Annotated in this window: 17 protein-coding genes; 15 read left to right on the forward strand and 2 right to left on the reverse strand. The window is 36.9% G+C overall.

The genetic code is table 11. From position 1 onward, the window contains the following. Nucleotides 1-60 precede the first annotated feature (60 nt). The 5 genes from CBF33_RS08735 (at nucleotide 61) to CBF33_RS08755 (ending at nucleotide 7,407) form a co-directional block, all read left to right on the forward strand. Entirely contained in the window at nucleotides 61-1,452 is a 1,392-nt protein-coding gene (locus CBF33_RS08735; protein WP_126763465.1) for a sucrose-specific PTS transporter subunit IIBC, read from the forward strand. Beyond that, complete coding sequence (locus CBF33_RS08740) at nucleotides 1,439-2,731, forward strand: glycoside hydrolase family 32 protein (protein ID WP_170167781.1); 1,293 nt, start codon at nucleotides 1,439-1,441, stop codon at nucleotides 2,729-2,731. Before CBF33_RS08735 ends, CBF33_RS08740 begins: the two co-directional genes overlap by 14 nt. Before the next feature lie 655 nt (nucleotides 2,732-3,386). Further along, entirely contained in the window at nucleotides 3,387-4,649 is a 1,263-nt protein-coding gene (locus CBF33_RS08745; protein ID WP_126763470.1) for a PTS transporter subunit IIC, read from the forward strand. Nucleotides 4,650-4,666: 17 nt separating this feature from the next. After that, nucleotides 4,667-6,286, forward strand: coding sequence for a sulfatase family protein (locus tag CBF33_RS08750; RefSeq protein WP_170167782.1), 1,620 nt, complete (start codon nucleotides 4,667-4,669; stop codon nucleotides 6,284-6,286). Nucleotides 6,287-6,297: 11 nt separating this feature from the next. Continuing rightward, nucleotides 6,298-7,407, forward strand: a complete 1,110-nt coding sequence (locus tag CBF33_RS08755; protein WP_126763474.1) for a radical SAM/SPASM domain-containing protein — start codon at nucleotides 6,298-6,300, stop codon at nucleotides 7,405-7,407. A 16-nt stretch (nucleotides 7,408-7,423) separates the two neighbouring features. Here CBF33_RS08755 and CBF33_RS08760 read toward each other — a convergent pair whose 3' ends face one another. Further along, nucleotides 7,424-8,308: a mechanosensitive ion channel family protein gene (locus tag CBF33_RS08760; RefSeq protein ID WP_170167783.1), complete on the reverse strand. Its 885-nt coding sequence runs from the start codon at nucleotides 8,306-8,308 to the stop codon at nucleotides 7,424-7,426. 408 nt (nucleotides 8,309-8,716) lie between these two features. Between CBF33_RS08760 and CBF33_RS08765 the strand changes: the two genes are divergently transcribed. From CBF33_RS08765 to CBF33_RS08790, 6 genes are all read left to right on the forward strand, one after another. Further along, nucleotides 8,717-12,028: a MucBP domain-containing protein gene (locus CBF33_RS08765; RefSeq protein WP_126763478.1), complete on the forward strand. Its 3,312-nt coding sequence runs from the start codon at nucleotides 8,717-8,719 to the stop codon at nucleotides 12,026-12,028. Between the two features lie 60 nt (nucleotides 12,029-12,088). After that, the gene (locus tag CBF33_RS08770; RefSeq protein WP_126763480.1) at nucleotides 12,089-12,865 is read left to right on the forward strand and encodes a WxL domain-containing protein; all 777 of its coding nucleotides are present in this window, start codon (nucleotides 12,089-12,091) and stop codon (nucleotides 12,863-12,865) included. 88 nt (nucleotides 12,866-12,953) lie between these two features. Continuing rightward, nucleotides 12,954-13,988 (forward strand): WxLIP family cell surface protein, encoded by a 1,035-nt coding sequence (locus CBF33_RS08775; protein ID WP_126763482.1) that lies wholly within the window; start codon nucleotides 12,954-12,956, stop codon nucleotides 13,986-13,988. Nucleotides 13,989-14,021: 33 nt separating this feature from the next. Continuing rightward, complete coding sequence (locus CBF33_RS08780) at nucleotides 14,022-17,423, forward strand: WxL domain-containing protein (protein ID WP_126763484.1); 3,402 nt, start codon at nucleotides 14,022-14,024, stop codon at nucleotides 17,421-17,423. Between the two features lie 27 nt (nucleotides 17,424-17,450). After that, complete coding sequence (locus CBF33_RS08785; protein WP_170167784.1) at nucleotides 17,451-17,747, forward strand: LPXTG cell wall anchor domain-containing protein; 297 nt, start codon at nucleotides 17,451-17,453, stop codon at nucleotides 17,745-17,747. Nucleotides 17,748-17,805: 58 nt separating this feature from the next. Next, nucleotides 17,806-18,720 (forward strand): WxL protein peptidoglycan domain-containing protein, encoded by a 915-nt coding sequence (locus CBF33_RS08790; RefSeq protein ID WP_170167785.1) that lies wholly within the window; start codon nucleotides 17,806-17,808, stop codon nucleotides 18,718-18,720. A gap of 74 nt (nucleotides 18,721-18,794) precedes the next feature. On the opposite strand, the gene CBF33_RS08795 is transcribed toward CBF33_RS08790, so the two are convergent. After that, nucleotides 18,795-19,652: a helix-turn-helix domain-containing protein gene (locus CBF33_RS08795; RefSeq protein WP_170167786.1), complete on the reverse strand. Its 858-nt coding sequence runs from the start codon at nucleotides 19,650-19,652 to the stop codon at nucleotides 18,795-18,797. Between the two features lie 246 nt (nucleotides 19,653-19,898). Here CBF33_RS08795 and CBF33_RS08800 point away from each other — a divergent pair, with 246 nt between their 5' ends. The 4 genes from CBF33_RS08800 to CBF33_RS08815 all read left to right on the forward strand — a co-directional run bounded on the left by CBF33_RS08800 (nucleotide 19,899) and on the right by CBF33_RS08815 (nucleotide 23,925). Further along, a complete protein-coding gene (locus CBF33_RS08800; protein ID WP_126763493.1) occupies nucleotides 19,899-21,086 on the forward strand; it encodes a glycine C-acetyltransferase in 1,188 nt (395 codons plus the stop codon). Nucleotides 21,087-21,105: 19 nt separating this feature from the next. Further along, a complete protein-coding gene (locus tag CBF33_RS08805; protein ID WP_126763495.1) occupies nucleotides 21,106-22,047 on the forward strand; it encodes an L-threonine 3-dehydrogenase in 942 nt (313 codons plus the stop codon). Between the two features lie 131 nt (nucleotides 22,048-22,178). Further along, nucleotides 22,179-22,718, forward strand: a complete 540-nt coding sequence (locus CBF33_RS08810; protein ID WP_126763497.1) for a DUF924 family protein — start codon at nucleotides 22,179-22,181, stop codon at nucleotides 22,716-22,718. A gap of 19 nt (nucleotides 22,719-22,737) precedes the next feature. Beyond that, on the forward strand, nucleotides 22,738-23,925 hold the full coding sequence (locus CBF33_RS08815) for an iron-containing alcohol dehydrogenase (protein WP_126763500.1): 1,188 nt from the start codon (nucleotides 22,738-22,740) through the stop codon (nucleotides 23,923-23,925). Nucleotides 23,926-24,081 lie beyond the last annotated feature (156 nt).

Below are 24,081 nucleotides of genomic sequence, written 5' to 3' on the forward strand. Positions count from 1 at the left end.
TAAATGCGTTTACAATAAAACGGAACCGGTTTTAAAAATACTTTTTTAAAGGAGAATAAAATGGAGAATCGTGAAATTGCGAAGCAAATTGTGACGTATGTTGGGGGACAAGAAAATATTAAATCCGTGGCACATTGTGCAACGCGTTTAAGAATTGTGGTGTATGAAAAGGATAAAATACAAGAAGAGAAAGTCAATGAATTACCAAAAGTTAAAGGGTCATTTTTCAACTCTGGACAGTTTCAAATTATTTTAGGTACCGGTACCGTTAATAAGGTCTATGATGAATTTAATCAGTTACATGTTTCGACAGCCTCTCAGGCTGATTTAAAAGAACAAACAGAAGACGAGCAACCTGCGTGGAAAAAAATGATTCGGACATTTGGTGACGTATTTGTTCCTATCATTCCTGTCTTAGTCGCAACTGGACTTTTTATGGGATTACGCGGATTGTTAATGCAAGAACAGATTTTAGCTGTTTTTGGCATGACGCCTGATCATATTAATAGTAACTTTATAATGTTTACACAGATTTTGACAGATACTGCGTTTGCTTTTTTACCAGCTTTAGTCGCGTGGTCTACGTTTAAAGTATTCGGTGGTTCACCAGTGATTGGGATTGTTTTAGGGTTAATGTTAGTGAACCCTGCTTTACCAAATGCTTACGCAGTAGCAGCAGGTGATGCAGCCCCGATTATGTTTGGTTTTATCCCTGTAGTAGGTTATCAAGGGACAGTTTTACCTGCCTTTATCGTCGGACTATTAGGAGCTAAACTTGAAAAGAAAGTCCGTCAAGTAGTGCCAGAAACGCTAGACTTATTGCTAACTCCTTTTGTGACGTTACTAGTGATGAGTGCTTTAGGATTATTTGCAATAGGGCCTGTTTTTCACTCACTTGAAACAGTCATTTTAAACGCTGCTGAAATTGTTTTAGCTTTGCCTTTTGGTTTAGCTGGTATCATTTTAGGTTTCTTTAATCAATTAATTGTTGTAACAGGCGTTCATCACATCTTTAATTTTTTAGAAGTCCAACTATTAGCGAATACAGGTGCCAATCCGTATAATGCGATTATTACCTGTTCTGTTGCCGCTCAAGGTGGTGCCGCACTAGCGGTTGGAATGAAGACAAAGTCTAAGACGTTAAAAACACTTTCATTTTCATCTGCAGTTTCTGCCTTTTTAGGAATTACTGAACCCGCTATTTTTGGTGTTAACTTACGTTACGTGAAACCTTTCTTCATGGCGTTAGTGGGTGGTGCTGCAGGAGGCTTTATTGCCTCTATCTTACAGTTAGCAGGAACAGGGATGTCTGTGACCGTTATTCCAGGAACACTGCTTTATTTAAATGGTCAATTATTTGGTTATTTATTAGCCAATGGTGTTGCGATTGCCGTTGCCTTTGCTTTAACGTATATGTTTGGCTTTAAGGATGAGGCTCATGCAGTATCGTAATCTTGACCGTCCACAGTGGCATGTCTATCCAGAACAGGGATTGTTAAATGATCCTAACGGTTTAGTCTATTTTAAAGGCCAGTATCACGTTTACTATCAATATAATTTTCGTGATACGACGCATCATTTTAAAGCGTGGGGACATCGCACGAGTTCAGACTTGTTGACTTGGTCGGAAGAAGATATTCCGCTCGTTCCAAGTGAGTGGTACGATAAAGACGGTTGTTATTCAGGTGGGGCATTTGTAAAAGATGATTGTCTGTATCTCTTTTATACTGGAACGGTGATTGAAGAAGACGGCTCGAAATCAAGTTACCAATGTTTGGCGACTTCGACAGATGGGTATCATCTTGTAAAACAAGGCCCGATATTACCTCATCCGGAGGGCTATACACGTCATGTACGTGACCCTCAAGTGTTTCAAGGCACGAATGGTCGTTACTACATGTTGCTAGGTGCGCAGACAAATGATTTGCGTGGGACGACGTTGACGTATCAATCTGACGACTTACATACATGGAAGTTAATGGGTGAAACCGTCCCTTCAGTGTCTTTAGATAGCTACATGTGGGAGTGTCCTAATCTAGTGAGATTGGACGAATATGATTATTTTATCTTCTCTCCGCAAGGGTTACCGAAAGAAGCAGAACGTTTTCGCAATGTTTTTTCTACGACATATTATGCGGGACGCTTTGATGAAGAAACAGGTTGTTTTACGCCCTTTACACCATTAGAAGAGTTAGATAAAGGCTTTGATTTCTATGCCCCACAAGTGTTTAAAGGCCCGCATAATGAGTCCATTATGTTTGGCTGGGCGGGAGTCCCAACGCCTGAAGAAGAATCAGCGATTCCGACGATAGCAAAAGGTTGGGTACACACCCTGACAGCAGCGCGTTTGCTAAAAGAAAAAGATAAGCGTTTGGTTGCTTTACCAGTTATTCCCGATCAACTTAAAACACTGTCCGAAGAAAAAGATTCATGTGTGGTCATTTCGCAGTGCAGTGGCGCAATGAGTTTAAAGCCACAGAAAGATGAGTGGTGCTTGACAAGTGATAGTTGGCAGCTAATCTATCGTGAACAAACCCTAAGCTTGTCTCGCACAAATTGGTACTCAAAATATCAAGAAAGTCGTATGGTGTATCGAGGTCAGATAGACACACTTTTAGTAACGTATGACGCACATATCGGAGAAGTTTATATTAATGAAGGCATGGCAGTTGCAACATTTAAGTTTTTTTCAGATAAAAACAATATGACTGTAAAATATTGCTTAAAGTAAATTATCTATGCAACTATAAACGTATCAATCATTTAAAGTAGTGCCATCAATTAAATCATGGGGCTAAAAAAGAAGCACTTAAATTTATGATGAAATATCATAGATTTAGGTGCTTTTTATTTGAAATAAAGATGGTTATTTTCTAAAACTGTTTATCAAATTATTATTCTATAGTACAGAATAAAAAGTGCATTAATTTTTTGTATCAATCTATATACTTTAGCTACCATATAAATCACAAGTAGATATTAGTCGTTACTAGAAGAGTTATATAGTTTAGTTCAAAATATAAATGTTAAAAAAAGAAAAAATTTCTATAAAACAAAATAAAAAAACAAGAATAGCTTTTGGTTATCTTAGCATAGTGTTGTTTCTACTAGCGTTGATTAAGAATTAACTTATCGTTACTTAGAAGATAAATTAACAAAAGACACGGAACTTACTTATATTAGGTTAATAAAATAACCTACTAATAATAAAAAGTGTTAAAATTCTAAAAATGTGAAAAAGATTTGAACTTTACTATGATGTATGTGGTGGACACTCTTTTGGATACGTATTTTGTATGAAACATAAGGGGTTATCCGTTTACAAAACAAAATAAAGATGATAATATTTTTAAAAATAACTAAAACGATAAAAGGGAGGTTGATCTATGAAATGGATTATCGATGTATTTTTATTTCCAGAATTTATTATGGGGATCATTATTTTTATAGGCACGAGCTTGTTAGGAAGGATGTGGTCAGAAAGAATTGAAAGTACTGTTCAAACGATACTTGGTTTTATGGTATTACAAATTGGCTCGATGGTGGTTATTAATAGTCTGACACCTTTTTCAGAAATGTTTGACAAGGCATTTGGATTGACGGGATTAATGTTAGAAGATAATGCGGTATCACAATTTGTCCAAATTACTTTAGGAAAAGAAACGGCTCTTATACTAGTTATAGGCTTTGCCATGAATATGCTACTTGCTAGAATAACACGTTTTAAATATATCTACCTAACAGGAAATATGCTGTTCACATCAGCAGCTATTTTTGCTTTGACACTTAAACAATTAGGTCTTTCTTTAGGTTGGATTGTTTTAGTTGGTGGGGTTATTCAAGGAGTGTACAGTATTATTTTCCCTGCTATTAGTTATCGTTCAGTTCAAGCTGTGACGAAAGAAAAAGAACCTCTAGGAATGGCTTTTCCAGGAAGTAGCTTGATTGCTTTTTCAAGTGCAATAGGTGGACGTATTGGTAAGAACTCCGCTGATGCTGAAGAGATACCATTTCCTAATAGGCTCGCTTTTTTAAAAAATCGTTCAGTTACAATGGCATTGGTAATGAGTTTGATTTTTACAGTAACATCTTTTTTTGTGGAAAAATCAGAAATGTTGGAGATTTCTCAACATATTCATCCGGTTATATTTTCGATCGCAACAGCGTTAGAGTTTACGGCAGGAGTAACATTAATTTTATATGGCGTAAAATTATTTGTTCAAGAACTTGTTCCTGCATTTAAAGGGATTAGCGAACGGTTAGTGCCAGGAGCTAAAGCATCTGTCGGGGTGCCTATTTTTATGCCTTATGGGGAAAACTCTCTTTTAATTGGATTTATTGTTGCGTTTATCGTGAGTGTTTTAACTTTATTAGTTACAAAGTCTTTAGGAATCGTCATTTTACCTTCTGTTTCGGCTCTCTTTTTTGTAGGGGGAGTAGCAGGTATTTTTGGAAATCGACGAGGAGGCTGGATAGGTGCTGTAGTATCTGCTGGGATTACAAGTTTATGTCTTTCTATCACCGGAATATTAGCCTATAAAATTTTAGAATTAAGTCACTTGGATTTAACAGGTTTAACATTAGGTTACCCAGATATTGTTTTAGTGGTTATTTTAATAAAGATTGTTGGTAAATGGATTGGATTATAAGTAGAGGAGAGATAAAGATGCAAAAAAAACCAAATGTCATATTAATTTTTGTGGATGATGTAGGTATAGGGGACTTATCTTGCTTTAACAGTCATTCTAAAATTCAAACGGCACAGTTAGATCGTTTGGCTGAAAGAGGAATGCGTTTTGAAGACTCGCACTCGATATCAGCATTATGTACACCTTCACGTTATGGTTTGTTAACTGGTACATATAGTTGGCGTTCCCCACTTAAAAGTTATGTTTTACCGGGAGATTCTTTACCTTTGATTGAAGAAGGACGGAGAACCATGGCCCAAATGTTTAAAGAGAAGGGGTATCAAACCGCTGTCGTTGGTAAATGGCATTTAGGTCTTGGATGGCAATTAAAGCCAGAAAAAGACTTTGAAAAATTTAATTTAGATCCTTCAGACTATGGACAACCGAAACGTCAAATGGGTAGAGCCGGTGATTTTAATATTTTATCTGGTATGTACGATATGGAAGGGTTAGATATCGATTATAGTCAACCTATTAAAGATGGGCCACTTGCGAGAGGATTTGATTATTTTTATGGTACTCCTGCTTCAATCGATCAACCCCCATATGTGGTGATTGAAAACGATCGGGTTTTAGAAGAACCGACTTATATTAGCGGACGCGCTAATATTGATCGTCGTAGTGGTGTTCATCAACAAGAATGGCAAAATGGGGTCACTGCACCAAGCTATGATCATACAGCATTACCAAGACAAATGCAGGATAAAGTTTTAGAGTTAATGGAAAGTTATAGTCAATCCGATGCTCCGTTTTTTATCTACTATCCTGTTCATATTGCGCACGGGCCGATTCTACCGGACGAACCATTTGTAGATAGTTCTGGTATTGGACCTTACGGTGATATTATTCTACAGTTGGATTCGTATGTGGGAGAAATTCAAGATAAGTTAGTTGAATTAGGGGCGGACGAGGATACCCTAGTTGTCTTTACGAGTGATAATGGCGCGAGTGCTGTTGCTGATTTTCCACATTTGTTAGCGCATGGGCATAACCCAAGTGCACATTTCCGCGGTGAAAAGTTTGATATTTGGGAGGGAGGACATCGTGAACCAACAATTATGACGTATCCCAATTATATTCCTGCTAATAGCGTATGCCAAAGTTTAGTCGCTCATACTGATTTTTATCGTACTTTTGCGGACCTTATTGGGTATGACATTTATCATGATGAAGCAGTGGACTCTGAATCTATGTTAGATATGTTAAAAGAACCTAATCAATATGGACGTGTCAATCTCATTGTGACTTCTGCGAATGGGGCTTTTTCTATTCGTAAAGGACCTTGGAAATTAGAGTGTACAGCAGATGAAGGGTCGAAAATTCCAGAAATTAATGATCCCGAAGCTTTCCAACCATCACAATTGTATCATTTAGAAAGCGATCCTTGGGAGCATCATAATGTGATTGAAGGGCACCCTGAAATAGTGAGCATGTTGATTAAAGAAATGACACAAATTGTGAAAAAAGGCCGTTCGACACCTGGACCGATACAAAGGAACGCAGCTAATCCTCCAACGTATGAGTGGCATCAATTAGCTTGGATGCCAAATTATGAAGACTATGTAGAAGAACTTAATCAGACATATCAAGAAGAGTAGGGGCAATATCTATGAAACATATCACAGTTCTAATTAAACCTGCTTCTTCCGCCTGTAATATTCAATGCCAATACTGTTTTTATGCGGATGTTAGTTCTCACCGCGAAGTGAAAAGTTTTGGGCGGATGAATCAAACTACGATGAAAAAAATGATAGCAAACATTTACCAGGATTTAGAAGAAGGTGATGAGGTAACATTTGCTTTTCAAGGGGGGGAACCAACTCTTGCAGGCTTAGCTTATTATCGACGTTTTGTTGAAGAGGTTAATAAACAAACCCCCACGTGTCGTGTTCATTACACCATTCAAACCAATGGCATGTTGCTAAATGAACGTTTTGTTCGTTTTTTTAAAGAACATGATTTTCTTATTGGTTTATCGCTAGATCCACTTAAAGAACTACATGATCGTAATCGTATAGATACAAAAGGAAACGGAACATACTCGCGTGTACTACGAGCTAAAAAGTATCTAGATGCTTATGAAGTTCCGTATAATATTTTGTCTGTCTTAACTGCACAGGCTGCTCGTCATCCTCAAAAAGTGTTTCATTTCATTCAGCGAGAGAATATTCGACACATTCAATTTATTCCTTGTTTGGATGATTTAGATAAAGGAAAGGAAAACCCTTTTATTTTGACACCTGAAGGATTCGCTCATTTTTATAAAGAATTTTATCCGTTATGGAAAAAAGAGTGGCAAAAAGGAAACTACATCAGTGTAAAATTTTTGGATGATTTAGTGACGTTACTAAAAGCAGGTCGAATGTGTGCTTGTGGGATGTTAGGGCAATGTCAAATTCAATATGTTATTGAAGCTGACGGGAGTGTTTATCCTTGCGACTTTTACGTTCTTGATGAGTGGAGATTAGGTAATATTACGGAACAAACACTCCGTGAATTGTTTGGAAGTGTGCCAGCACAAGCATTCCTGACAGAAAAAAGATCGCTATCTTCAATGTGCCAAAGCTGTCCGTTTTTTAAAATGTGCCGTGGAGGATGCAAACGTTTGAATGATGCAATGTATGTGAATGAGACCAATAGTTATTGTGGATATCAAGATTTCATGACACATTGTTTAAGCGATTTGTTAAATACTACAGAAGAGCCGTTTCTTGTTTAAACAAGAAACGGCTCTTCTAATGTTCAATATTAAAATCAGAAAATGAAAAATTAGGGAGATCAATCCCTTCTTCGTGAATGGCATCAATATAAGCTCCTAAAAAATCACGCCGAATTTGTTTTTGATCAAATACATCCGTGTATACCACACTCCTGATAAATAGGTTTCCAACGCCATTATCCATTACCCCTAAGACTCGTGGTTTTTGAGAAATGCGTTCGTCTTGTTGTTGTAGCAATTTATTTACATCTTCCATTATTTGCTCAATTCGATGGATGTCACTGTTTGGGAGAATCCGGACATCAATAGTGACACGTCGGTCATAAAGTGAAAGGTTTTTTACAATATCAATCGATCCGTTAGGGATGAAAATAGCTGTACCGTTATCCGAGCGAATTTGAATACTACGTAGTCCAATTGAAATGACGGTTCCTTCGATATCGTCTTTAAGCTGAATGTAGTCACCTACATTAATTTGTTTTTCAATTAAAATGAACAATCCTGTAATGACATCTTTAATTAAACTCTGTGACCCTAAACCAATGGCCGCCCCAGCAATCCCAGCCCCAGCTAAAATAGAGTTTACAGGCACATCAAAAGTTGAGAGAATACCATAAATTAAAAAGAATCCTAATAAATATCGATAGATATTTGAAATAAGAGAATTCATCGTTTTCATTCGGCCTTTATTTCGACTATTTTCCTGTAAAGTATTCTTAATAAAATAAAGTCCTCCTTTTTTTAAGAGAAAATAGACAAAAATTAAGAACACTAATGTAGCAAATCGATGTAGGAAAGAGATGATAATTTCCTCCCATTGAATCGAATGCAAAGCGATGACGATGTCATTTTTTATTCGATAAAATGTAGAGGAAATAATATGACTATCCAGTAAGAACATGATAAATACCTCCTTAATTCGTCGATACATATATTTATTTTATATTTTTTTATTCATATTGGTCAAGACTGTTTTAAAGAAATTTAAAAGGTTAATCTGTTAAAAAATGTGAATGTTTAATTAAAGTTATATGATGTTATTTTTTTTAGAAAAACATATATCAATAGCTATAATATCTAATGTTTAAATAAAAAAGAGTTCTTTTTTGAATTATTAAATAGACATGAAATAATCATTATTATTTAATCATAATTATATATTTCACAATAGTAATAGATTACTAATCTATTGCTTTATATGCTTTTTGTGAAAGTCAAATCGCGTAATGTTAAAAAAATATGCTTTACTTTTTCAAAAAACATACCTAAAATTAATATATGAATAAAAGATGGATGTGAGGGGGAGCAAATGATAAAACAGAAACGATTTTATATATTACTTATAATCTTAGTTTTTTTAATATTAGGCTTGCAAACAGCCGCTTATGCAGAAGAACCGATTTTAGAAGAAACTAGATCGAGTACGTTGGTCACTTGTGAGGATGATAATAGTGAATCAGAGTCAACGGAAACAACTTCTGTAATAAATTCAACAGAAGGTAGTGCGAGTATTCAGAATCAGACTCAAGAAACAATTCGTGAAGAAGATTCAAAGGTTACGGAAATGGTGACAGACACATCATCTTATCCAACAGAATCCACAATTTCTGAATCACCTAATATGCTTTCGCCACCAACAACGCCTTTTATTCAAAATGAACTTATAAGAGTATTAAAGTTTAACTTTAAAGGAGATGCAAAATATGCTCAGTTAAATAATACTAATAGTGATATTATCATGACGCCTAATCAAAAGCATAAAAAAGGAAGTATTTGGAGTATAACGCCTGTAGCAGTTTCCGGTGATATCTCTATTAGTGCAGAACTGAAGTTTGGAAGTACTGCAATTCCAGCGGATGGAATGACTTTTGCCATTCAAAATCAAGTACCTAGCTTTTTAGGGAGAGATGGCGAGGCATTAGGATTATATGATCAGTTCACGCAAGGAAGATTATTAAATGGGTTAGCAGTTGAGATGGATACCTATTTAGATAATGGTGCAAAAAGTCCAGGAGCAACAGGTGTCTATGAAAACACGAATGATGAATTAATTGCTTCAGGTGACCGTTCAGGTGGACATATTGCATGGGTAGACGCCAATGGATTTAATTATAAAAATAATGGTGGACACGTCGTTCATCATGATACGTATCATTTTCCAGCCACTAATAGAATTGCCAATAATCAATGGCATAAATTTAAAGCAACATGGCGTGGAAAAACAAAAAAATTAGAGTATGAATTTGATGGAATTAAAGGAGTGGCTAATGGCAGTTCGATTCAAGGAGAAATAATGTACTGGGGGTTTACTGCAGCAACCGGAGAATTTTCGTCTGAGCAAAGAATTCGTAATATTACTCAGACCATTCCAACTCCTGAGCCTGAAAAACCCGCAGAAGGCACAATACAAGTAGAATATCGTGATGAAAATACTAACGCAAATATTCGGAAAACTGATAATTATTCGGGAACGATCGGAACAAGTAGAACGATATCTCCACCTGCAATAGCAGGTTACAGCTTTAGCACGAGTGATCCTACAAACAGAACGGTTATGTATAGTAATCCTGCTAAAAAAGTAATTCTATACTACAAAAAAAACACGGTACCACCCGAAAATAAGCAAGGCACAATACAAGTAGAATATCGTGATGAAAATACTAACGCAAATATTCGGAAAACTGATAATTATTCGGGAACGATCGGAACAAGTAGAACGATATCTCCACCTGCAATAGCAGGTTACAGCTTTAGCATGAGTGATCCTACAAACAGAACGGTTATGTATAGTAATCCTACTAAAAAAGTAATTCTATACTACAAAAAAAACACGGTACCACCCACAAAGCAGAAAGGAAAAGTTCTGTTACGATATCGAAGTGTTCTAAATGTCAATATTATTCTGTTACCTGATAAATATGTAGAAGGTGAAGTAGGAATGAGCGAAAAGTTTACCCCACTTCCCATTTCCGGTTATGAACACTATGATACAACACCAGCTAATGGAATAGGAACTTATAAAACAACTGATTATGAAGTGATTACTTTTAGATACTTACCTTCTCAATCTACACCGGAGCAACAAAAAGGAGAAGTTCGTTTAGAATATCGAGATTATGATAATCAATTACAGCTAATTAGTAAAAGTCAAATCTATACCGGTAACGTTGGAACGACCCAAACTTTTGCACCAATATCAGTGGAAGGCTATGAGTTTTATTTCTCCAATCCCTCACCAGCTTCGGTAACATATAGTGACAGTCAACAAACCATTGTTTTTTATTATAAAAAAAATCCTCCTCTTGTTCAAAAAGGGTGGGTAAAGATAAAATATCGTGATTGGGATGATAAAACGAAAGTATTAGCACCAGATAAAATAGAAGAAGGAATTGTTGGAATGCAACAACGATTCTATCCAATCGAAATTCCGGATTACACTTATTATGGTTCTAATCCTACCAACTCTGAGGCCGTGTTTAAAAATGGGTCATTAGACGAAGTTGTGTTTTATTATACCAAAAATAAGCCAACGATTAAGCAAGGGAAGATAATACTTGAGTATCGTGATTATTTAACACAAAAAAAAGAATTAGCACCATCTGAGACGAGGTTAGGTGCAGTGGGTAAAACGGAAACATTTAATCCTATAGAGATTGAAGGTTACGAATTTTATCAAGCGAACCCACCAACTCAAACAACCACTTATTCTGAACAAGGAAATAAAGTGATTTTCTACTATCTTAAAAAAATGGTAGTTAAAGGGAAGATAACTGTTGAATATCGAGATAAGAAAACGGATGAAGAAATAAATCCTAAGGATGATTTTGAGGGTGATGTAGGGACAAGTATTGAAATAAATCCTATATATATAAAGGACTATCTTTATTTAGAATCACAACCACCTTTACCAACTGATCATAAAGTGACATTTTCGCAAGAACAAATAAAAATTGTTTTTTACTATCAAAAAACTGGGAATCCGGTTGAAAAAACAGGAAAAATAACTATTAAACATATCGATATAGAAAACCCAACAAAAATATTAGAGACAGAAACAATTGAGTGGCCGATAAATAAAATTTATAAAGGACAAGAAAAAAACTTTTCTGATTATGAATTTATAAAAGCCGAGCCGCAAAACAAACAAATAGAATTGAAAAATGAGAATGAAGAAAAAGAGTTACTGTTTTACTATCAAATGAAAAAACTGATATTTGTCTCAGCTCCTCATTTAGATTTTGGTAACCATCCTTTATCTAAGGGATACCAAAATTATGAATTAGAATCATTAGATCAGCCATTAGCGGTTCAAGACTTTAGGGAAAATGGTTCAAAATGGAAAGTAGAGTTAAAAGTAACGCAAGATTTCACCTCGCGTAATGGTCGATATAAATTACCTAACGCTTTTTATTATAAAGACAATATAATAGATTACTCTTTAACAGAAAACGTCTCGCTACTAATTTTTGAACATGAGACGACGAGCAATCAAATCGTCAAGATTTCAGATAATTGGCAAGCTAATCGAGTAGGTCCTCACTTAAAAATTAGAGGAGAACAAAACGTTTTACCTGTTGCATACGAAGCACAATTGACATGGAGCCTATCATCGGTTCCATAGAACGCACTATTCTCTATCGAAAGATAGGTTTAGATAAAAAAGATAAATGGAGGAAAACAAATGAAAAAATCACAAAAAATATTAGGAACGGTATTATTGTCAACAATGGTATTAACAGCTTTACCAACGCATTCGTTTGCTGCAACAAAAGACTATAATACAACGGGTAAAGTTCAATTTTCAGAACCACAATCACCAGTAGACCCATTAGACCCAGAAAAACCTGAAAAGGAAAAGCCTGTTGTTCCGGAAAATCCAGGTACACCAACGTCTGGTCCCTTGTCTATTGATTTCGCCTCTAGTCTAGATTTCGGAAAAATAACTAACGAACAGCCAGCTAATAACGCAACTGTTTTAAAAGGTTTTGCTAAAGGGCAAGTTTTAACAACGGGTATGACAGGTGGTAAAGAAACAGTAGCAAATTATGTTCAGGTAACAGATCACCGCTCGTTAAATGCAAGTGACCAACCTAAAGGATGGAAACTATCTGTCAAGCAAGTGGGCAATTTCAAATATAGTACCTTAGATGATTTAGGGACTGGGACAAAAATTACGTTTAATAATGCAAAGATAGAAAATGAAAAGAACAATAATAGTGCGATCCCTTCAGTAGTAAAAAGTAGTTTTGAGATTCAACCAGGAACATCACAAAAAGTAGTTGGTGCAAAAGTAGGAGAAGGATGGGATACATGGACATATCACTTCGGAACTAAGAGTACAGCAGCGAAATCAATCGAATTAGAAGTGCCTTATTCAGAAGTTAAGACAGCCATTCCTGAAAAAACTTATCAAACAAGTATCGTTTGGACAATTGACGATACACCTGAAAATCCATAGAAATATGTATGCTTGAGAAAATAATAGAGTGGTTAGGGAAATCCCTAACCACTCTTCGGTCTGTCAATAATATGAAAGGAATGATGGTGTGAAATTACATCAAAAAATGATTTATATGGTAGTGATTGGATTATTATGGTTGGGAGGAGCTGTCACATCGGTTAGTGCAGAATCGTTAAGTTTTAATGTGAAGCCGGTTTATCCAGAGAATCAACTAGATAAAGACGTGACATATTTTCATTTGCAAACGACCCCTAATATGGAGCAAACACTCACTATTGAGGTGACAAATGTTGGTTCTGAACCGTTAACAATTGAGGGACTACTTTATACCGCCACAACTAACTCTCTAGGAGTTATCGAATACGGTGAATCCTTAACAGAAATTGATGAAACTGTACCCATGAAACTAACAGATGTGGCTACTTTACCACAAGCAGAAATGACCATTGCCCCTGAAACAACAGAAGCTTTTCCAATTCATATTCAAATGCCTGAAAAATCATTTGGTGGTATCTTATTAGGTGGAATTACGATTCAAGAAAAAGACGATGAGAAGGATGAGGATAAGTCAAAAGAAAAAACATCGACGGGAGCCGTCATAAAAAATAAATTTAACTATCGATACGCATTGATGTTAGAGGGAACTGAGCCACACCCAGAACCAGAGGTAAAGTTAACGAATGTGACAGGTTCCTTAGATCATGAGCGAAATGCGTTTATCAGTGAACTTCAAAATCCCAATGCATTGTTATTACATTCATTATCGGTAAAAAGTGAAGTGCGAAAAAAAGGTGAAAGCAGTATTTTATATCAAGATGAGATTCAAGATGGACAGTTAGCACCTAATAGTACTTTAAACTTCCCTGTCTTCTTAAAAGGAGATAAGTTTGAGCCAGGAACGTATAATGTCAAATGCTATGTGTCTGCGGAAGGGCAACAATGGGAGTTAGAACAAGATGTTACCATTAATGAAGAAACAGCTAAAAAAGTCAACCAGAAATCAGTCGATATACCTGAGAAAGACTATACAATGTGGTATGTTGCTTCAGGTATTGTAGTTGCTATTGTCATAATAATTATTGTCTATAAAATGTTACACCACAGAAAAAAGAAAAAGTAGTAGGAGGGTTTGTGAACTAGGAGGTAGTTCAAAATGAAGATAAAAAAAGCTGTGTCATTATTAAGAAAGATCGTATTGATAGGATGTTTTCTTCCAGTTTTAAATAGCTATGCTGCAAGTATAGACGTATTTAATATTTCCGCTGTTCAAGAAGAGATAGTTGCAGGAGATATCGCATTGTTTAATTTGATTTTAACACTTAATCCAGAACAAGAATCGACTACAGATTATGAATTGATAGTTGATTTACCGGAATCTAAGGGCCAACTATTGAATACTGATAATGAACTACAGATAGATGGGGTTACACCTACAAAAGAAGGCTATCAACTTATTTACCATTTTAAAAAGGGGACGCCTATTGGCTCCTATAAAATAGTTTTAAAGTGGCGTACTGAAAATGGTGCTTATAAAGAAAATGAGAAAATCAATATCAGAGGGACATTAAAAAAAGAAGCTAGTTTAGTAGCTGAATCGACAGATGAGTTAACAGTGAATAGCTCGTTTAGTATGAATATCTTAACTGCTCTCGAAGAACATCTCAATCCGCGAGAAACACAAGCAACACCATGGGCTGGTGATGAAATTATCTTGAAAGTCTCGGCAAATGTTCCTTTTAAAAATAAAGGGATGAGTTTTATCAAACCGTCATCTCCGATAATGATTGAATATACATTAGACGAAAACATCGAGTTTCTACAACCAGAGCCAGGCACTCCTGCTCCTAAGGTTATCGAACACAATAAAACAATTTGGGAGTTTGCAGCGCCTAGTATCGAAGAGCAAGTGAAAGCAACAGAGAATGTATGGTCACAAGAATTGTACTTTCGAGTAAAGTTTAAAGATAATGCCCCAGCTTTTAAAAAACTCGTTAGTTCCGTTCAAGGGAAAGCTGAAACCCTGACTAATCAACCAGTAGTCACGGCACCATCACAGTTTACAATTATGCTATCGACAGACGGCAGCACCTATCCTGAATATAGTGGGTATGGTATTTTAGGATTGTATAATTGGGGGCCAGAGGATGGAAAAGGTAAAATACATAAAGGAGGACGTAGTAAAGATCCGTCGGTATATAGTAATGCTACATTGGGGTTTGGGATGAGACCAACCGTAGGTCACGCCTATACAGAAAATGCGAGCAAATCCTTTCAATTTTATAAAGTGCGATTTGACGTTGACCCTCACTTGGACGTAACATCTGTTTTTTTAGGGAAAAATTTCTTCCTGGTTAGTGGTGAAACAGAAATCCTTCCAGCTTTTTTTAATCCGATTGTCAATTTGGATATTTTGTATGAAGGGGAGACCACGCCCGTGCGAGCATTGACCCATTTAAACCCAAATATTTATTATTCGGCACTTGAAATGAATATTGATACGAGTAAGACAATTAAGTCGTTGCTATTTGACTTTGAATTTGCACCATCAGGCTTATTTATAACAGATGGTATTTTATACTATACGAAAATAAAAGATAGCTATAAGGACTACATTGGAGAAGTTAAGAGTGAGATGACGGTGGAACTTTCTGGAGAGAATAGAGGAGAGGATATTGTCCACTACACATATAGCAAAAATGGTGCCTACAATCATTTAAAAGGTGCTTATATTGATAATCCATCATGGGCGAATGGAGCAGCATCTAGAAACGCTCATATTGTTGAGGAACCACAATTTGATCGAAAAATTCTAATGACAGAGATTGATATTGAAAACCAAAAAGAAAATATTGTATCAGTTCCTAATCAAGAAGTGAGTGTGAGTTTGAAGAATGATGCCAGTTCTTTTGAGAGTTTTAAAGGACCTTTTACAAGTTACATCCTCTTACCTGAAGGAGTCCATTATGATGACCAACAACCGTTTATTGAGAAAGTGACGGATAATTATCAAGGTCTTTCACAAGAAATGCTTAAACTGACGTGGAGCGAGCAAGAAATGCAACCTAATTCGAGCCGACAAGAAAAATTCCACGTGAATATTATTGAACAAGAAGCTAAAAGTAATCTTTTGTTTGAGCTTTATACTTTTTCAGAAGACGATGAAATAATTGCGCCTAAGACAAATCAACCTATTATGACAGATACAATCCAGTTAAAGGATGAATCAGATATTAATAGCAATGGAGATACAGATGAAATGGTATTTGTATCTGGCAAACAATATTCCTTTGTCAAAAGTGGAAAAGTGAAACCGCGTGTAGCTTTCAAGAATTGGAAAGAACCGCTAACGGATGAATTAGCGATTAATTTTAATCATCTGAAACAACCTGTTACGCAAGTATATTATTTTGATAATGTGACAGATAGTCATTTTGATCAATTAACATTGATAGGACAAATTCCTAATTTAAACAGCTATGATTTAGTTAGAAACATAACAATGTCTAATGAATTTTCAACGACCTTGACGGGAGAGATTGTTTTACCGGCAGAATGGCAAGATAAGGTAGATGTTACCTATTGTGAAGATGAATATCCTGCTCTTGCTAATTTAATCGATAAACACACGGTCTATCCGTCAGGCATTAGTCAAATAGAAAATCATGCCCATGCTCAAGCTGGCACATGGAAATCGGCAGATAGTGTCCAAGATTTTAGTAAGGTAACACATTTTAAAATTGAGAAAAAAGAAGAAATCGAAACGATTTCAGGCCGTGGTATTAAAGTAAGCGTCCCATTAGCGATGCCTTTGTATTTCCCTAAGAAGGATGTGGAGGCATGTTTGACCAGTGGAAACTTTGTAGTTGGTGTTAATGATTTATATCCTGCTCGGTCAAATATAGGGAAACTTAAAATAGAACGTCAACTACCAGTACCACCTTTAAATCCCTTAGAGCCGATTATTAATCAGCCGGTTCAACCTATTGATCCAACTCCGTTACCTTCTGTTGATAAGAGTGAATTAGCAATCAATTATGCCTCTCATTTTGATTTCGGTACGCATGAATCGTCTAAAGAAGCTAAAGTTTATAATGCTTTAGGTCAAAAATTGAAGAATAAAGCAGGACTTTTCCCTTATTATGCACAAGTAACTGATGCACGAAGTATGGAAAGTCATGCAGGCACAGGTTGGAAACTAACTTTAACTCAAAGAGGCTTAATGCGTTTTGGAACAAAAAACAAGCATTACTTATTAGGATCAAAAATTCGATTTAAAAATGGAGAGATAATACCTGAAAAAGACAATCAATATGACAAACCAAGCGTTGTTGAATCGGCCTTTGAATTTATGCCGTTGACACCAACTCAAGACGTGACAGTGAAATTAGTGGAGGCCAGTGACGGACAAGGATATGGAACATGGTTATATCGCTTCGGCTCAAATGAGGAAGCGGCTACTAATAGTATTTCTTTACACGTTCCTGGTCAAACGAGTGTTTATCCTGGAACGGCTTACCAAACAGACTTTATTTGGACGTTGAGTGATAGTTACTAAAATCGTAAGAAAGGAGAGTGAATGTGGATGAAACGAGGTATGAAAAAAATGATACTTATCATAGTCTTAGTGGTTTTGAATTATGGAGGAGGAGCACTACCTGTTGCGGCAGATAGTTACACGACTCATGGAAGTCTTTCATTTTCAAAAACAACATCAAATGGTCCGTTACTTTCTCACGATAAAACTGAAACTAAAACTAAATCTGAATCAGGGCGTTTACCTCAAACTTCAGAGATAGGTCAGCGGTGGTGGCTACTGGGTGGCAGCTTGATTATCGTAAGTGGAGGTGTGATGTGGTATCGGAGTAAAAAGGAAGCATAAAATTGTTAACTATATTATATTAATTTGTTACGTCATTTTTTTGATGACCATGAACTCTATGAGAGTGAAAGCAGATGGTTTTTCTATCGATGTCAATTGTGAAGCATCCACGCGTCAAATCGATACTCGTCTAGGTTATTTTGATTTGAAGAATGACCCTAATCAAGTAGAAACATTAAGGATGCAGGTCACGAATTTGAAAGAAACTCCCGTTGAGCTATCAGTTCATTTTTACTCAGGTTCAACTGCTACTTCTGGTACGATTGTTTACGATAAGGTTGAATCATCATCGGAAAATAGCATGAACTTAGAAAAGTATGTGAAGTTGAGTCGTTCGACGATAAAGTTAAAGCCTTTAGAAACTCAAACGATAGAAGCGGATTTAACATATCCTGAAGATTTTAAAGGGTTATTGTTAGGAGGGTTTCGCTTTGCTGAAGTTAAGAATGAAAAAAGCAAAGAAGGAATCCATCAATCTTTTGAAATGGTTAAAGGATTAGTCATTCATGGGTCTGAAGAATACACTCAAGCGGAACTCGTAGTAGAAGAAGCTGTTGAAACGGCTCTTCAAGGAGAGTCTGTGATTACTTTAAATATTAAAAACCCGATAGGTTATGCTGTAAAGAATGGATATTTATCCTTAACGGTATTAGAAGAAGAAAGTGGTAAGACAATATTTGAACATAAACATTCACATATCGAAATTGCTCCTTTTTCCACATTACCGTTTCAGTTTTCTGTAGAAAAAACACTAAAACGTGCTCATACTTATCGCCTAGTAGGAGAATTACAAGTAGGAGATTATCATTTACCTATTGAAAAGAACTTTGAAACATCGCAGCAAAAAGAAAAGCAAGAAATACCTATAGAACAAAAAGAATCTTCTATATCTTTCCCGTTCATATTATATGTTGTTCTATTATTTATTATTTTATTAATAGTAATGGCTATCATATGGTGGCGAAAGAAATAAACGTTTATTTCTTTCATGAAATTAAAATCAATCAGCCTTGTTTCTTCTGATTTTAGAAGAAACAAGGCTGATTTTTATTCGTTAGCTTCCATTTCAAGCGCCTGATTGCGTAATTGTCTGAAAGAGTGTATACATTCAAAAGCTTCTTCAATTTTTTCGGGTTTCTGTGAAACGATTCCTTTAAGCAAAAACAACTCGTCGAGATAGTAAGAGACTTGTCGTTCTTGTGCCCATTGAATTCCCTGATTAACGATATCTTTTGCTAAGTCATACTCTTGATAGCGTGTATAAGATAAGCCAATCGTGTAAAAAACACGTACTAATTCAATATTTAAACGTTTACGTGAATGTTGTTGTAAAAAAGTGAAAGAGCGAGATAAATTAGACACGCCCATTTCTGTTTTATCCATTGCTAAGTATGTTTTGCCTATTTCACATAGAATAAGGACTTCCATGTCAGTCACGAAGTCTTTGTCATGACTAAAAGTATATGCTAAGCTCTTTTGGAAAATTTCGAGTATTTCTTCCGGTGCTTTTTGTTCCAAATAGGATAAAGCGCAGGCGTAATAGTAATAAAAAATTTGCAACTCATCATCGGTCTTTAAAGATTTGTTAGGATTGAAACTTTCTATAATTCGTAACAATTGGTGGTATTGTTGTGTTTGATGTAAATAACGCATTTGTTTTAAAACATCTTTGGTTTGGTTTTTACTATGTATAAAAGTGGTATCGTCAGAAGAAACGATATCATCTAATGAAACATTTAAACGGTGACAGAGTTGTTGCATGATAACAACATTAGGAATAACGTCGTTGTTTTCAATGCGGCTTAGCATCGCTTGCGAACAAATATCATGTGCCAGTTCTTTTTGAGATAGATGCTGATGCTTACGTATTTTCTTTAATTTAGTGCCGTATGTGTAGCGATTCACCGATTTTCCCTCCTGTTTTTTGGACATTATTAATTAGAATAGTATTATTCTAACTTATTTTTCTAGTAATATCAAACAATAGTAAAGTAAGAATGTTATAAAATATAGAAATGACTAAATTGATAACAAATTATTTCAATGTGATTAAAAAAAGAACAGAATGACGGGTGCCCCCTTACACTTTGGTTAAAATTTGTTACAATAGGAAGGGGGTAAACTGAGCAGAAAGAAGGAGGCTATTATTAAATGAGTAAAGAATTAGAACAATTTTTAGCTGAAGGATTAGCAGAGCTGAAAGATAACGGTATGTACAATGAAATCGAGCCGTTATCCAGTCCCAATGGGCCGATGATTCAAATTGGAGAGAAAGAGTTAATTAACTTGTCTTCCAATAACTATCTAGGATTGGCAACAGACACATCGCTAAAAGCAGTAGCAAAAGAAGCGATTGATGAATGGGGAGTGGGTGCAGGGGCCGTCCGCACGATTAATGGGACGCTTGACTTGCATTTAGAGTTAGAGCAAGAGTTAGCGAAGTTTAAAGGAACCGAAGCAGCCATTGCGTATCAATCTGGATTTAATTGTAATATGGCAGCTATTTCAGCTGTGATGGGGAAAGGCGACGTGATTTTATCGGATGAACTAAATCATGCGTCTATTATTGATGGCTGTCGTTTATCAGGTGCTAAGATTGTTCGTGTGAAACATTCGGATATGGCCGATTTACGTCAAAAAGCTCAAGAAGTCAGAGAGTCGGGTCTTTATAAAAAAGCCATGTTTATTACAGATGGAGTCTTTTCAATGGATGGAGACATTGCAAAGTTACCAGAAATTGTGGAGATTGCGAAAGAGTTTGACATGATGGTATATGTGGATGACGCACATGGGTCTGGTGTTTTAGGTAAAGGGCATGGAACGGTAAAACATTTTGGTTTAGAAAAAGAAGTGGAATTCCAAATTGGAACGTTATCAAAAGCAGTAGGCGTTGTAGGTGGTTATGTTGCTGGAAGCCAAGCGTTGATAGATTGGTTGAAAGTCCGTTCGCGTCCGTTTCTTTTTTCGACTGCCGTCACACCAGCAGATGCAGCGGCAGCTACTGCAGCTTTGCGTCGTATAGACGAGCATCCTGAGTTGAATGAACAACTGTGGGAAAATGCGCGTTACTTTAAAGAAAAACTAGAGGCACTTGGTTTTGAAACAGGGATTACAGAAACACCCATCACGCCAGTAATTATTGGAGATGAACAAGCCGCTCAAGATTTTAGTAAACGACTCTACGAAGAAGGGGTTTATGTGAAATCGATTGTGTTCCCAACCGTACCAAGAGGGACAGCTCGCGTTCGCAATATGCCGACAGCGGCACACACAAAATCAATGCTAGATGATGCTTTAGCGGTGTATGAAAAAGTAGGGAAAGAGTTTAACCTAATCTAATCTAAAGGGGACATTTATTTTGGAAAAAATACTGATTACAGGAGCATTAGGTCAAATAGGTTCTGAATTAACACGTGCGTTACGTCAAAAATATGGGGTAGAGAATGTCATCGCAACGAGTCTTGAAGCAGATGAAATGTCTGATATTGTGACAGAAGGTCCTTTTGAGGTCTTGGATGTCTTAGATTACGAGCGGTTTTTAGCGATAGCTCGTGAATACCAAGTGGATACAGTCATTCATTTAGCGGCCCTTCTTTCAGCTGTTGCTGAAGGGAATCCTCAACTGGCATGGCAAGTGAATATGGGAGGCTTATTAAATGCTTTAGAAGTCGCTCGTGAATGTAAGGCATTATTTTTCACGCCAAGTTCGATTGGAGCATTTGGTCCAGATACACCAAAAGATCAAACACCACAAGTGACGATTCAGCGTCCTACGACTATGTATGGGATTAACAAAGTAGCAGGTGAATTGTTATGCGACTACTATCATGAAAAGTTTGGCGTAGATACGCGTGCGGTGCGTTTTCCAGGGTTAATTTCTTATTTAACCCCTCCAGGTGGTGGAACAACGGACTATGCGGTTGAAATATTTTACGAAGCATTACGGCACAATCACTATACCTGTCCATTAGCTAAAGATACGTGGTTGGATATGATGTATATGCCAGGTGCGATTCAGTTGATTATTGATTTACTTGAAGCGGATGGCGAGAAGTTACAACATCGCAACGCTTATAATGTGACAGCGATGAGCTTTACGCCAGAGATGTTAGCACAAGCCATTCAAAAGGTGCGTCCTGAGTTTACTATTAGTTATGAGGTCAATCCGATGTTGCAAAAGATTGCCGATAGTTGGCCAAACTCCTTAGATGCGACGTGTGCGCGTGATGAATGGGGCTTCAACTGTCATTATGATATAGACGCCATGGTGGCGGATATGTTGGAAAATGTGAAGATTTAAGAAAAAGCAAGGGGGAGTCCCTTGCTTTTTTTATATACACATTATCATCAGTCCAGAGTTAAGAAAAAGGCTATCGTTAGGTAAACGCGTAAAAATATGGCAAAATATAGGTAGACTAGGAGGGATATTTCATGACATATCAAGATGTATTACATTTTTGGTTTGAAGAAGCAACGCCTGCGCAATGGTTTGAAAAAGATCCGACGTTTGATGAGACAATTCGCCAACGTTTTGGGGAGTGTCATCGTCAAGCAACGCAAGGAGAGTTAGTCGATTGGCGAGCGAGTGTTCGAGGACGTTTAGCAGAGATTATCGTACTTGATCAATTTTCACGTAATTTATATCGTGATGACGCACGTTCATTTGCCTACGACGGTATGGCACTGGTTTTAACGCAAGAAGCGATGGCCCGTGAAGATTTATCCGAACTCACGACAGCAGAACGTGCCTTTTTGTATATGCCTTTAATGCACTCCGAATCTGAAAAGATTCATCAGATTGCTTTGAAAGCTTTTTCTGAACCGGGACTGGAAACTAATTTGGCATATGAAAAACAGCACTATGATATTATCAAACGCTTTGGTCGTTATCCACACCGAAATGCTGTCTTAGGTCGTCCGTCTACATCGGAAGAAATTGCCTTTTTAAAAATGCCGGGGTCTTCATTTTAAAGACGAAAGGAAGAAAAAAATGGAAAATTTTGATTTTCAAGCACCAACTAATATTTTATTTGGAAAAGGACAGTTACAGCACTTACCACGACTATTACAAGAACACGGGCAGCGTGTGTTATTGACGTACGGTGGAGGAAGTATAAAGCGTAACGGGCTGTATGATGAAGTTCAAGCATTGTTAAAGAATGCGAATATGACCGTTATCGAATTAGGGGGCATCGACCCTAATCCGCGCTTAGAGACTGTCAAAGAAGGTGCTCGCTTATGTCATGAACATGATATCGACGTGATTTTAGCAGTGGGAGGTGGTTCTACAATCGATTGTTCCAAAGCTATTGCGGCTGCGTATTACTATGATGGCGACCCTTGGGATTTTACACAGAAACGAGAGCTAGCGACAAAAGGACTACCGATAGTCACGGTCTTGACATTAGCTGCAACCGGCTCTGAAATGAATGGTGGCGCTGTTATTTCAAATATGGAAACAAAAGAGAAGTTAGGAATGGGTGGTCGTGCATTAATTCCGAAAGCATCGATTCTTGATCCTACCAATACATTTACCGTACCACGTTATCAAACAATGGCTGGGTCAGCCGATATTTTAAGTCATTTAATAGAAAACTATTTTAGTGTGACAGAGCATGCGGCGGTGCAAGATCATGTCGCAGAAGGGTTAATGAAAACTGTTCTTCACTATACGCCAATTGCTTTAGAACAACCTGAGCATTATGACGCGCGTGCTAATTTGATGTGGGCGAGCTCTCTTGCACTGAATGGCTTGACAGGAAGTGGGAAAAAAGGCAGTTGGTCTTGTCATCCGATGGAGCATGAATTGAGTGCTTATTACGATATTACGCATGGAATCGGTCTAGCTATTTTAACCCCACGTTGGTTGGCACATATTTTAAATGCCGATACGGTTGAAAAAATCGCTGCGTTTGGTCGTGCTGTTTTAGATGTGGAATGGGAAGAGCCATGGGCGGCAGCGCGTCAAACAATTCAACGTTTATATGAAACGTTCGTCGCGTGGGGCGTTCCGATGACGCTAGGCGAAGTTGGAATTGATCGTGAGTATTTAGAAGAAATGGCTGAACAAGCGGTCAAGCATAGTACGCTGGCGACACATGCCTACGTGCCACTTGAAGTAAAAGATGTGCAAGCTATCTATGAAGCTTGTTTAACACCGATGACCTTTACAGAGTAAATTACTAGATAAGAAAAAGCCCTGCCTTTGGAACTGACCCACTTACGTGGGACACAATAAAAAAGCACTTCTTGTTGAATTCAAGTAAAATGAATTTAACAGGAGGTGCTTTTTAGCATGGGAACAAGAGTATCGTATCCATTAGAAGTAAAGCAA

Origin of the sequence: Vagococcus lutrae (assembly GCF_003987555.1) — a bacterium.
Taxonomy (GTDB): domain Bacteria; phylum Bacillota; class Bacilli; order Lactobacillales; family Vagococcaceae; genus Vagococcus_A; species Vagococcus_A lutrae.